At 48.9% G+C, this 11,254-nt stretch carries 10 protein-coding genes; all 10 read right to left on the minus strand.

Annotated elements, in window-relative coordinates:
• Window positions 1–7: 7 nt before the first annotated feature.
• Window positions 8–1,045 carry a type II secretion system F family protein gene (locus tag BZK42_RS09180; protein WP_053389686.1) on the minus strand — a complete coding sequence of 346 codons (1,038 nt, stop codon included), beginning with the start codon at window positions 1,043–1,045 and terminating at the stop codon, window positions 8–10.
• Window positions 1,029–2,558, minus strand: coding sequence for an ATPase, T2SS/T4P/T4SS family (locus BZK42_RS09185; protein WP_080859028.1), 1,530 nt, complete (start codon window positions 2,556–2,558; stop codon window positions 1,029–1,031). Before BZK42_RS09185 ends, BZK42_RS09180 begins: the two co-directional genes overlap by 17 nt.
• On the minus strand, window positions 2,555–3,091 hold the full coding sequence (locus BZK42_RS09190) for a hypothetical protein (protein WP_053389688.1): 537 nt from the start codon (window positions 3,089–3,091) through the stop codon (window positions 2,555–2,557). Before BZK42_RS09190 ends, BZK42_RS09185 begins: the two co-directional genes overlap by 4 nt.
• Window positions 3,073–3,930 carry a hypothetical protein gene (locus tag BZK42_RS09195; protein WP_080859029.1) on the minus strand — a complete coding sequence of 286 codons (858 nt, stop codon included), beginning with the start codon at window positions 3,928–3,930 and terminating at the stop codon, window positions 3,073–3,075. The genes BZK42_RS09190 and BZK42_RS09195 overlap by 19 nt, the downstream gene beginning before the upstream one ends.
• Window positions 3,931–3,934: 4 nt before the next feature.
• Window positions 3,935–4,480, minus strand: coding sequence for a hypothetical protein (locus BZK42_RS09200; RefSeq protein WP_080859030.1), 546 nt, complete (start codon window positions 4,478–4,480; stop codon window positions 3,935–3,937).
• Between the two features lie 7 nt (window positions 4,481–4,487).
• On the minus strand, window positions 4,488–5,930 hold the full coding sequence (locus BZK42_RS09205) for a type II and III secretion system protein (RefSeq protein WP_080859031.1): 1,443 nt from the start codon (window positions 5,928–5,930) through the stop codon (window positions 4,488–4,490).
• 20 nt (window positions 5,931–5,950) lie between these two features.
• Window positions 5,951–6,406 (minus strand): TcpQ domain-containing protein, encoded by a 456-nt coding sequence (locus BZK42_RS09210; protein WP_046274621.1) that lies wholly within the window; start codon window positions 6,404–6,406, stop codon window positions 5,951–5,953.
• Window positions 6,407–6,422: 16 nt separating this feature from the next.
• The gene (locus BZK42_RS09215) at window positions 6,423–8,600 is read right to left on the minus strand and encodes a type II secretion system protein (protein ID WP_080859032.1); all 2,178 of its coding nucleotides are present in this window, start codon (window positions 8,598–8,600) and stop codon (window positions 6,423–6,425) included.
• Between the two features lie 84 nt (window positions 8,601–8,684).
• Complete coding sequence (locus tag BZK42_RS09220; protein ID WP_046274623.1) at window positions 8,685–9,389, minus strand: type IV pilus major pilin; 705 nt, start codon at window positions 9,387–9,389, stop codon at window positions 8,685–8,687.
• Between the two features lie 548 nt (window positions 9,390–9,937).
• Complete coding sequence (locus BZK42_RS09225; RefSeq protein WP_046274669.1) at window positions 9,938–11,221, minus strand: putative acyl-CoA thioester hydrolase; 1,284 nt, start codon at window positions 11,219–11,221, stop codon at window positions 9,938–9,940.
• Window positions 11,222–11,254: the final 33 nt, after the last annotated feature.

Here is an 11,254-nt window from a genome sequence, read left to right on the forward strand (position 1 = left end):
AATTTTCCTAAAAAGAACCGCTGGCGCCCATCGCCGCCAACTTGTCGCTGAGCGAAAACAACGCGGCAAAAACCCATATTACGCAACCGCCTAATATCAGCGTGGAGAGCGCTTTTAATAACCCGGAAAGTTTAGTGATATATTCCCGAATGTGTTCACGTGATTTATTTGATACCGCCAGCAGCACCTCATTAAACGAAGGTAGCGCGGCGTAAAGGCTGATATTAAGCAGCGTTTCCGTGTTCAGTAAACCCGAATTGAGCGCCTCCCCATAGCTGACGCCTGCCGCCATTTTCTTCTGCATCCCGGCCAGGTGCCAGCGCAGCCAGCGGCTGGAGTTCAGGCTAATAATGCTGAGCGCATCGTTGAGCGGAATGCCGTTTTTTAACATCAGCGCCAGGTTGTTGAGAAAAATAGAGGCGGTCAACTGCTTATACGTTGAGAACGGCATAATTCGGTCAAGAAACTGATTACGAATATTCCCGGTCATTTTGCCCATCGCTATTTTGATCACGGTAACCAGCGCAATAAAACCAATGAGGATATATATCCACAGCCCATTACACAGCGCCATCCCAAAAATATAGAGCGCGCTGGTGACGCCAGGCCATTTTTCAACCGGTACAACGCCTTCAAAAGCCGGGAACACTTTATAAGCATAACCGCCTATCACCACCAGCGACAGGACCAGCATAATGAGCGGGAAGGTGATGGCGCCGACGATTTTCTTGCGCAACTCGTCGTTATAATTAATTACGTTTACCAGGGTGATAAAACCGTCGGCCAGGCTGCCGCTGCGTTCCGCCGCGTTAATCACGCTCAGTTCAGATTCAGGGACCAGTCCCTCGAAAACCATCGCAATGGAGGTGGTTTTCGCCATTTTCGCGGTCAGATCTTCCAGACGTTTAGCAAATCCTTTGCCGAGCAGTTTTTCCCCTTCCGCGCGTAATTTTTGCAGCGCATCATACAGCGGAAGCTCAGCGTTAATCATATCCGCGCAAAACTGATAAAGATAAATACGCTGTTTCTTACCAAATTTTTTCAACTATTACCTCCAGTTCTTCCTGAACGACTTGCCCAAATTCCATTTGAAACCAGGTCGCGCACACGCGTCCCTGAAGTACTGCCGCCATCGTTTTTTCTTTAATTTCGAATCCTTCGCTCAGGCCGGTCTGTTTTAATCGCTTCGCGCGCCAGACGGTATAAACTTTAAGCCACTTCTGTTCTGCAATGGCCTCCAGCTCGTCATACACCGGCAGCAAATACTCCATCACCAACTGGCGTCCGCCAATACCGGTATGTTTGCAGGCCGGACAGCCTTCAGCGTTTTTTTCATAAAGCTGGAATTCGCGTCCCTTAATGGCGGTGGTCCGTAAGGACGTTTTACACTGCGGGCACAGTACCGGTATTAGCTTCTGGCACTGTAAGCCCGCAATAAAGCCCGGCGTTGAAAGCTTATCGCTGGTAATACCGAGCGCGGATAAGCGTTGCAATAACGAAACGATGTTGCCTGCGTGCACGGTGGTAAAGCAGTAGTGACCACTTTCCACCGCCCCAGCCAGCGCGTTAGAAGAGATATTGTCGCGAATTTCCCCCACCATCAGTACGTCCGGGTCGCGACGCAGCGAGGATTTGATCGCCGAATGGAATCCTCCGGATTCGCCGCTTAATACCGAACTTTGCGTCGCGCCATAGATCTGATATTCGACCGGATCTTCTACGGTCAGAAAACAGCCGCGATTGTCATAGCGGTTGATTTGCATCCATTCCATCAAATTCTTCAGGGTAGTGGATTTCCCCGAACCGGTTGTTCCGGCAATAATATAAGCGCCGTAGGGGTTACTCAGGATCCTTTTGAGGTCGCTAATTTCCTCATCGGAAACGCCAAGCTTATCCAGGCTCGCGACGCTGGCTCTGTCCAGACCCGATGGAATAATTCGCAATACCGCGTGATAGCAATCGCTGGTCTCTCCAAATATCGGATAGTGCGCATAGCGGAAGCGGTAGCTTTTCCCCGCCAGCGAATAGAGGATATTGGCGTTTTGCGCAATATTGCGGTTCCAGGTGGTGTCGCGGGTGCTTGCCTCAACGTTATAGAGCACGAACACCAACTCATCGCAGCGTGACGCCTTCATCTGTATAAACGGACAAAGCACGCCGTTAATGCGCAGCTCAATATTCGCCACCATATCATTACGGGTGATATGCAGGTCGCTGGCCTTCAACGCCACGGCCTTTTTTAGCATTTCTTCCAGCGCAAGCTGTGTGTTACTGCTTTCCTGCTCAAGCAGCTTACTTCCTGCCGACAGCAGCTGTTCTACGATCAGGTAATAATTTTTCTCAGTAACCTGCGCTATTCCCTTAACCTGAATATTATGGGAAACCTGCAGGCGGTGGCACACCGCCTGCATTGGCGCCAGATTATCAATCAAAGGCGTGGATACCAGTAACCAGGCTTCATCCGCATGTTCAGCAACCAGAATATCGCCGTCATACTCCTGGAATTGCCACTCCTGAGAATGAATGTTCTCCTCGTTAAACTGGATATAATCGATCACTTACCCACAACCTCGACCGTCACGTCATTTGCCTGGTTATGACGCGCAATATAGTCATAACCGCCGTAACTAAAACGCTGATTCAGCGGCACCATCTTCACGCCGCCGTCGGCGCCGGCAATCGCCACGCGTTTTTGACCCGCGATTTCGGAAATCAGCAGCGGCCGCAGCCCAGGCGCAGATTCTGACGTTGCTCCAGGGGAAGCGCTAATATCATCCATTGTGCTGGCGGTGCTCACCGGCATAACCGCTGCGCTATCCGCCTTTTTCTCACCGCGCAGCTTGCGCAGCTCGCTACGGACTTTTTCCAGCGCAAGCTGATTCGCCAGCTCGCGGTACTGGCTCTCGAAGTTGAAATCTTTTTCTATCATCTCAACAACGTGATCCTGCATCGGCGATACGTCGCTTAACGGCGGCGTGCCTTCCGCTTGCACAACCTGCTGCGCGGGGATGATTTCTGCCGTATCTGCGGCGTAAAGAGCAGGTGAAAGCGTCAACACTATTCCCGCAATGATTAATTTCCCTTTTTGCATGCCAGTCCTCCGGTAACGAGCGTTGAGTTTTCATTGAATACGATTGATTTGATAATAAACGCGTCGGCAAAGGGTTGCTTATTCAACACTAACGACACGCCTGAGAAATCCATTTTGGTCGGTGAGGTGATCGTCCAACCGGCGAACAGCATGCCGAATGACGTTACCGCACTTTTCAGCGCGCTTTCATTTTGCCCGACGGCAGAGGAGGGCATCCCGGTAAATACCAGTTCGGTATTTCGTCCGCCTAATGAGTTCCAGGTGCTGATATAACTTAATACATCGGTACAGACCGGCAGATTGACCGTATTTTTACTCTGCCAGGCGCTGAACCACGGATGTTTATTCATCCCGGACTCAACGCCCGTATAGTCCAGCGTGTTTTTTGAAAAACTGGGCGACCAGGTTTTGCCCCAGAGATTAATATCGGCCACGCTAAATATCCGCCCTGGATTCAGCGCATAGCTGAGTGAACAGCCCGTACTGGTACATTCAATACTTTTTGGCGCAAAGCCTACCTGCGACAGTTTTTTATTCGCCAGCAAGAGCTGCTCCAGCAGCAGGCTGGCATCAGAAATGCTGCCTCCCGTAAGCGAGTTGCGATAAAAATCTTCGATAGCTTTGATTTTTTGCTGGCGGGCAGCCTGTTCAGCCTGGACTCTGGCCAATCGTTCCTGCTCCGGTTTCCAGATAAAATAGTAATAGCCCGCCCCGCCGCCGCCAGCTAATAAAATCAGTAGCGTAACGACCCAGACGATAATATTACCTCCTCGCCCGGTAGAACCGCCCCCTATAATATTACGACGTTTCCAGAAATAGAGATTTTCAGAGACCGCCACGTTCTCATCCTTTTATAAATAATTTCAGCAGTGTCATAAACACCAGTAAAAATACGATGCCGCCTGCTAACAGAGCGCCGATCATCATCTGTCGCCGTTTTTTCTGCCGCCGCTGATGTTCAGTACAGCCTTCAATCACCGCCTCAAAGTGCTGTTCCGTTAACTGAATTAACGGTAGCTCCGCATACTGTGGCGACTCTTTCAGTTGCTCTTTCAGCTTCATCCAGAAGCGTCTGGAGACCAGACGATCGCTGCCTGATACGGGAGCACCGCGCGTGATAATCAGGAAATAGTAGCTTTCCGCCTGCTCATAGTAATAAATACCGTCACCGTACAGGGCTTTCATCCACAGGGCGAAAGGCTCATATAAGGTGGAGTGTTTAGTACAGAAACCCGTAACCATTTCCCCTTCATCCGACAAGATCGTTAACTGGCGATGGGTTCGCCGTATATGTGCCAGCCAGTCAAGATAATAAGGTTCGTGAGAGGTGGGCTCGTAGCTCCAGACCAGATCAATTAATACCCGATTTTCTGATAAGTGCTTAAGCATGATGCCCTCATCGGGTCTGCGTTGGGGCACGGTAATTATCAATACCGACTACCATAACCACCGTTTCGACATGATCGTTGTTGGTGACCGAGCCTGCCAGCACCGACCATCCCTGACCGTCAGAATCCTCTTTCGCTTCGTATTTGCTGACCAGCAGCAGGCTACCCGGCGTAATTGTGGAAATGTTAAACATTTCCGTCGTGCTTACCGACGGCAACTGAACTTCATCAAAGGTATCGATTGAGTTGAGGTAGCGCTTGGTAAAGCCGCTGGCCACTTCAATTCGCCCGTCGGTTAAGATACGCGGGGTAAGAATAAAGCTGGTGCCGGTGACCAGTTCCGTGGTTTCCACCTCCGTACTGACGTCTCCTGTATTGGAATCTTGTTCCCTAGTGCGACTTGAAACATAATATTGCGACGTGGTCATGTTGAGCGGAATAGGGATGTTATTACGGGTAATAAACGAACCGCTCTGGATCACCTTACTGCCGGTGAGTTCGTACAGGGCATCCAACTGAGAGCTGATATTCATATGCTGATTGGTCCAGCCTGCGGTTAAGCCGCCGGAGAGCTTCATCAGCATTTCTGAGCTGTCGATACCAAAAGAGGAGGTCCCGTCGTTGAAGGTCATATTGACCCCACCGCCCAGCTCTTTCGTTTTGCGCTTATCAAGGGTAAATATTTTGTAAGTCACGACAAACTGACGGGTATTATCCGCCTGGAATTTTTTCAGCGACTCATTCAGCGCGTGATACTCCGAAGGACGTGCGGTGATCGTCAGAATCGAGGCGTCTTTAAAAATGCTGTAAACGCCGCTGGAGACAAATTTTTCCGCCATATCCTCAACGTCGTCCCAGAAGCTGGATTCAAACTTGGTTTCGGCTTTGCCTTTCAGACCGCCGCCGGAAGTGGCTTCATTACCGGACAGATCGAGACTGGTCTCAAACTTGTTGTCTTCGCCGTAAAAATCGAGCTTCAGCACATAGTTCTGGAAATAAGAGACGACAAGCACGCCGTTGTTATCCAGCAGCGGATTCACGTCATACAGCGCGGAAATATAGCGGGTAAATTCCTCAAACGTTCCGTTGAACTTAACGCTGCGGAACTCCGGTTCCCCCGCATCCGATTTTCCACCGGGAACGGAAGTATTAATACGGTAGCTAATACCGGTTTGCGCGGTCACCGCCTCAAGAATTGTCGCCAGATCGGTAGGCTCGTAAGACTGAATACTCACCTGCTTACGCAGCAGCGCCTGTTTACGGGAGTTATATTCAACCTTTTTGCCCAGATAAGGCTCGTTATATTTCATATAACCGGTCGTTTTCATCTCATCCGGAGTGGTCGGGTTGCCGGTTTCCTGCTGGACAATACTTTTATCGTACTTGGTATCAATAGACGTACAACCCTGAAGAGCCAGCGTCAACGCCAGAAGCGAAACTTTAATTTTCATAGCATTATTCCCTTGCGTAATTACTGCTCATCAATGATCAGTACGTTATTCGCCTGGTAGTCTTTAATCACCAGCCCGTAGTTTTCTGACGTAAATACTTGTCCAAGTTTAACCAGCACATCCTGTGTTGATTTACCCTGCAAATGAATTGCCTTGTAAATAACAAAATCAGTTGAGCTGTTCCAGAGCAGCTTATAGCCATTTTGCTGCGCCCATTTTGAGAGCTGCTGGCTTAATAACTCTTCTTCCAGTAAATCAATTTTTATTTCCACTACTGGCGCACTGACAGGCGCGACGTTTTTCACCGTATCATCCCCGGAAAAGGGATTTCGCGGTGTGGTTGTACTTTCTTTCACTGGCGTGGTGGTTAACATCCCTGCGTCAATTTTTTGCCCGGCTGGTGCGCTGGCGGCAAAACTTCCCTGGCTGCCTAATAATGCGGACACGGCAGCCCCAATTATCCATGTTTTTTTCATCTTACTCTTCCAATGATTAATAGGTGATTCTTTCATGGTCCGGAATATCAAGTTCATTACCGTTTTCTTTATAAAACTTAAGATCGTTATCTTCCGCAACAAGAGAATGGAGCACATACTTATTCGGCTCCGCCTCAGTCCAGGCGTGACCTTCGGATGAAATCATTCCCCCCTGCGGGATTGTGCTGCACCACTGGTTAATTACCACTGAGAGAGACTGTGGGTTTATTTTATTCACATTTTTTTTGCCATCAGGGGTAATCGTTGCCGACGCGGCGCTGATTAACCAGAAGGGCTCGTCCAGATTATTACTTGTGCCTTTAAACCATTTCTCCGCGATCCAGTCCTCAAAGATTCCGTTTACGTTCGCTTTATCCGGGACGTTGGCAGAGACAATATCTTTGTTCACCACAATGTTGGCCTGGATCGCCACAGCTGCTACCGCGCCCACAGGTTTCGGATCGTTCTTACTCTTGTAGCTATTCGTCCGGGTTGCCCCCTGCTGGGTATAGTCGAAATAGCCACCGGTTTTGTTTGCCCCATCATCCTCATCTGCCGCGACAGATGATATGGCGACCGACAGGCGGGGATAGAGGCTACGCAGCTTGGTTTTACGATCTTTATCGATACCGGTTACTTTAGGACACGTTTGCAACGGTAAACGAATCACGCCTGGTTCAGTGAAGAGATTTTTGTAATTATCCTCACTATTCCAGTTTATATAGTCAGCATCAGCAACATCCGGTTTTTTACCCTGCGGATAATTGTTTTTAAATGATTGATAAAAGGTGGTGGTGGGCGTCACCAGCTCATACTGACCATGGAAAGCATCTGCAAATTGATTAGGGAATCTAAGGGTGTCATCATCATCCTGGATACCGTTTTTAAGCCTGTCAGCATCAGTTTCATTGTAAGCCACATACCATTTTTCCGGATGCTTGCGCGAGGTATTTTCCATCACGATATTGGCGTACAGCGTGCCGGTGGTGCCTTTGAGCGAGCTCGGCGAAGCAGGATCCACTTCGCTACCGTCTGTTTTATCCGCGCTGGTACGCAGATGCAGAATGCGATCGTCTGGATTATACGGCGTGCCGTCTGGATTAAGCCTGCCATCCGGATTGACGCCGTTGCTGTTCATTGCCGCCAGGCACAGCGTGCTCTTGTTTTGCTCTCTGCTCCAGCACATCGCCGGTTCGTTTTTATCTTTGTCCGTTGCATCGCTGCTGGTAATCAGCAGGCGGTCTTCATCAATCGCCGTAATACACGGTCCGGCCTCGCCTTTGGCATCGTTCCAGCACAGCTTGGCAGCCGGAACAGAACCATCGGCAGTAATATCTTCACTGTTTTTGTCTAAGCTTAAGCGAATGCCGTAACGTTTATTTGCATCGAGCCTGTCCAGATTATTGGGAACGTCCCCCATCTGCAGCGGTTGGTCTGCGGCCGTTGTTACCAGGTTAAAATTACCGCTATTGTTGACTTCAAACACCACCGCCTGCAGATAACCGAGATCGACGCTTTTCAGCGCTTTTTCCAGCGGCTTAATAAATCCGGCAAAATGGAGGCCTTCGTTCTCGACCTCGTTCTGGTAGACGAGATAGAAGTCGACACGTTCAATGCCCAACCCGCTGGTGCGATTGTTGTTGACGAAGTCCACGCGTTCCAGCACCAGACCCAGCGATTCGGCGCCAGGGCGCAGTTCACACGGCAGCATAGACTCCGTCAGCTTGAAGGGCAGCTTCCCTTTCTCAATATTGCCATTTCTACATTCGCTACCCAGAAACAGATAGCGAGAACCCCGGGTGGGCGATACATCGGTTTGTGTTGACACAGCAGCAGACCAACCGGAATAAAAATTATTATCATCCCTGTCGGGTGAATCCTGTAATGTCCTGTTAGTGACGCGGTTATCATAATTCGCGATATTGACGTGAGTATTTTTTCCGTATAGTGGGTTGGCTTGTTGTGCGCTATTCGTGGTAGCCAGTTTGTCTTGTGCCACAAAGCGCATCACGCCGGAAATATCACGGGCGATCATATCAGCGACAATCAGTTGGTGACTTTGCTGGGCTTCTTTTCGTTTATAATTGGCATAAGTCATCAGGCACATGCCGATAATGGCAAGCACAACAATCATTTCAAGAAGGGTGACGCCTGCCTGACGGCCGTGAGCATTCGTGCTGTGCTTACTTATCATTTATAAAGTCCATTTAGAAGGACTGCCCTCTAATAAAGAGGGCAGAATAAGTACAACAAATTAAAAAAATATTGCCAGTATTTATTAACGGCTACCTAAAACGATAGCGTTAGTTGGACCAGTTGGATCAGTGTCACAGACACCAGTTAAGACGATATTGGCAGGCGTTAACTTATCATCAGTCGTTGTTTTCAAAATACCAGTAGCAGGGTTCGCTTCAACACTGATATCAATTGCTGCAGCATTACCAGACATTGCACCTGCAGCCGCTGTAGTGGTCGCCACATAATCCCATTGAGAACCAATCTGTGACACAATGTTACGGCAATCTTCCTTCTCCAGTCCGTTGATTACCATAAAGAAAGCTTTATTCTTCGCGGCAGTAGCGGAAAGTTTTGCAGGTCCAATTTCAAAAGCATCGTTAGAGAATCCATTGAACGCTTCGCTAGGACCGATTTTACCCATCTTGACCAGACCAACGATTGCGGATGTTCCAGGTGATGTCTCGATCCCAGCTTTTGTTTCTGAATTTGAATCAGCGCGAGCCGGATATTCAGCGGAGTCTTTATACGCCTCTGTCATCGCAACACGGACAGAGTTCGTATTATCGGTCAGGTCTGAAATATCCTGAGATGTAAACGCACGCTGTGCCAGAATAACCACACCGGCGGCAATAATACCGATAATGCCCAGTACAATGATAATTTCAAGCAGCGTCACGCCTTTCTGCTTTTTCAGCTCACGATACTGCGCTGATTTCCTTTTCCATGAATGAATCATGTTTTTCATATCCATAAATCCTTAGATATTAGTTGCTGTAAAAAATTAACCCTGCACTCACTGTGCCGAAATATTATATGCGGCATTTTTCGTAAATCACCAGAAGCCAAAAGCTGTGATGGGATAATTAGGAATAAAGGTTACTGGTCAGATGAGTTGTTTTTGAATAAAATTTCACAATATATATATTATATATTGGAAATATCGTAACGGGTTTTTTGATTTATTTTTAGAAAAATTTACGGTAATTTTCCTTTTCCGGAAAGTGATATATATTGACAATGCTCATACATTAAAATTAATATGGCTTGGCTTTTTATCTATTTTAGGTTAAAAAGTGAGTTTAGCGGCAAAACAATATTTGTCCAATTAAACGTTACTGTAACTTACTTACGTAAGCGCCTGGGCTTGCCTTCATACAACTCGAATTATTTTGGCTATAAATAGATCGATTTCAAACCTGCATTGGTGAAAATATGACCTGTGTGAAGAAAAGACGTTGAAAGCGGTGAAGGGGGCTGGCGGGAGTGTTCCCGCCAGCGGTTTGATGGCTGTGATTACTGCTTCGGTTCGGCAACCACTTTGCTACCGATACCGCGGTTGTTGTATTCCCACATGCGGTTAAAGTTGGTGTCGTTCAGGTTGCGCTGGATTTCACCTTTGTCATCTTGTGCACCGGTATTACCGGCAAAAGGACGCTTCGAGATAACGCTGTCAGCCCATGGTTTTGCCATGTTAAAGCCTTCGTTGATCACGCTGTCGCGGATAACGACCTGACCGTTAGTGTTCGAATCGACATCCAGCGAGCGGCCCAACTGTGCCACGCCATCACCACTCGCCGTGAAGCGGCTATTTGTGGCGAGGAAGCCGTAGTAGATGTTTGACAGCGTCGCTGGTGCAAACACATAGGCTTCCTGCTGCGTACGGGAGTTCACAACGCGGAAATCGGTGTTATCGAACACCACGGCGCCGCGACCGGAAACAATATCCACATCCCCTTCAATGTAGCTGTTGGTTACCAAAGTACGCGGTTGACGATCGTTTTCCAGACGGTTTTGTACGCCGCTGTTAGTCACGAAAAACGTATTCTGGCGACCGAGGATGTTGACCTTATTGATCTGCACTTTATCGCCATCGGTACGTAGCGCAACGGCCGGGTGATTACCCGCATCAACGCTGTCACCCAGATTGTTTTCGATGGTCAGGTTCTGCAATTGCAGACCGTTATTTTGCGACCAGACGACGGCAGAACACATCACGCCAATATTTGTGCCGCGCTTGTTCTGGCAATTATCAAACATATACCACGCCGGTTTACCCGGCATGTATTTACCGCCCGGGTTCACCGTACGACGCCAGTCTGCGGTGCTCATGTCACCATCAATAGCCTGGCCAATTTTTACATCCAGCGGTTTTTCGCCCATGCCGTACAGCGTCAGACTTCCCGTTGCTGCCGGGATATATACCGTGCCCTGATACTCGCCCGGCATAATCGCGATGTACTGACGTTTGTTAGTACGCTTGATGATTGCCGCATCAACCGCAGCCTGAATGCTGGTATGGGTGACGCCCTGAGTCCCAGCCGGGCCAACCACGAAGTCAGGCTGTGCAGGCAGAGAAATAGCAGAAGGGCTCCACGGCGCGGTGTTTGGCGTCAGCGCGGAAAAATAGTGCGCAGCAACGAAGTTATTCGCTTCATTGGCCGACAAGATCGGGCGCGAAGAGGTACCTGGCGCGGTCTGATCGGAAGGAATTTGATCGGGCGGCGTAGAGCTACAGGCGGTCAGCGTCACGCCAAAAGCCATTGCCAGCGCCAGACGGGAAACTGATGATATGTTCACAGGTTGCTCCGGGCTTTGAAAGTTATCCATTGA

The organism is Citrobacter braakii (genome assembly GCF_002075345.1).
Lineage (GTDB): Bacteria > Pseudomonadota > Gammaproteobacteria > Enterobacterales > Enterobacteriaceae > Citrobacter > Citrobacter braakii.

What these genes read in the sequence shown, in the direction of transcription:
- BZK42_RS09205 (WP_080859031.1), bottom strand. Translation starts at nt 5,930, where the DNA reads ATGAAAATTAAAGTTTCGCTTCTGGCGTTGACGCTGGCTCTTCAGGGT.
- BZK42_RS09220 (WP_046274623.1), bottom strand. Translation starts at nt 9,389, where the DNA reads ATGAAAAACATGATTCATTCATGGAAAAGGAAATCAGCGCAGTATCGT.
- BZK42_RS09210 (WP_046274621.1), bottom strand. Translation starts at nt 6,406, where the DNA reads ATGAAAAAAACATGGATAATTGGGGCTGCCGTGTCCGCATTATTAGGC.
- BZK42_RS09215 (WP_080859032.1), bottom strand. Translation starts at nt 8,600, where the DNA reads ATGATAAGTAAGCACAGCACGAATGCTCACGGCCGTCAGGCAGGCGTC.
- BZK42_RS09190 (WP_053389688.1), bottom strand. Translation starts at nt 3,091, where the DNA reads ATGCAAAAAGGGAAATTAATCATTGCGGGAATAGTGTTGACGCTTTCA.
- BZK42_RS09200 (WP_080859030.1), bottom strand. Translation starts at nt 4,480, where the DNA reads ATGCTTAAGCACTTATCAGAAAATCGGGTATTAATTGATCTGGTCTGG.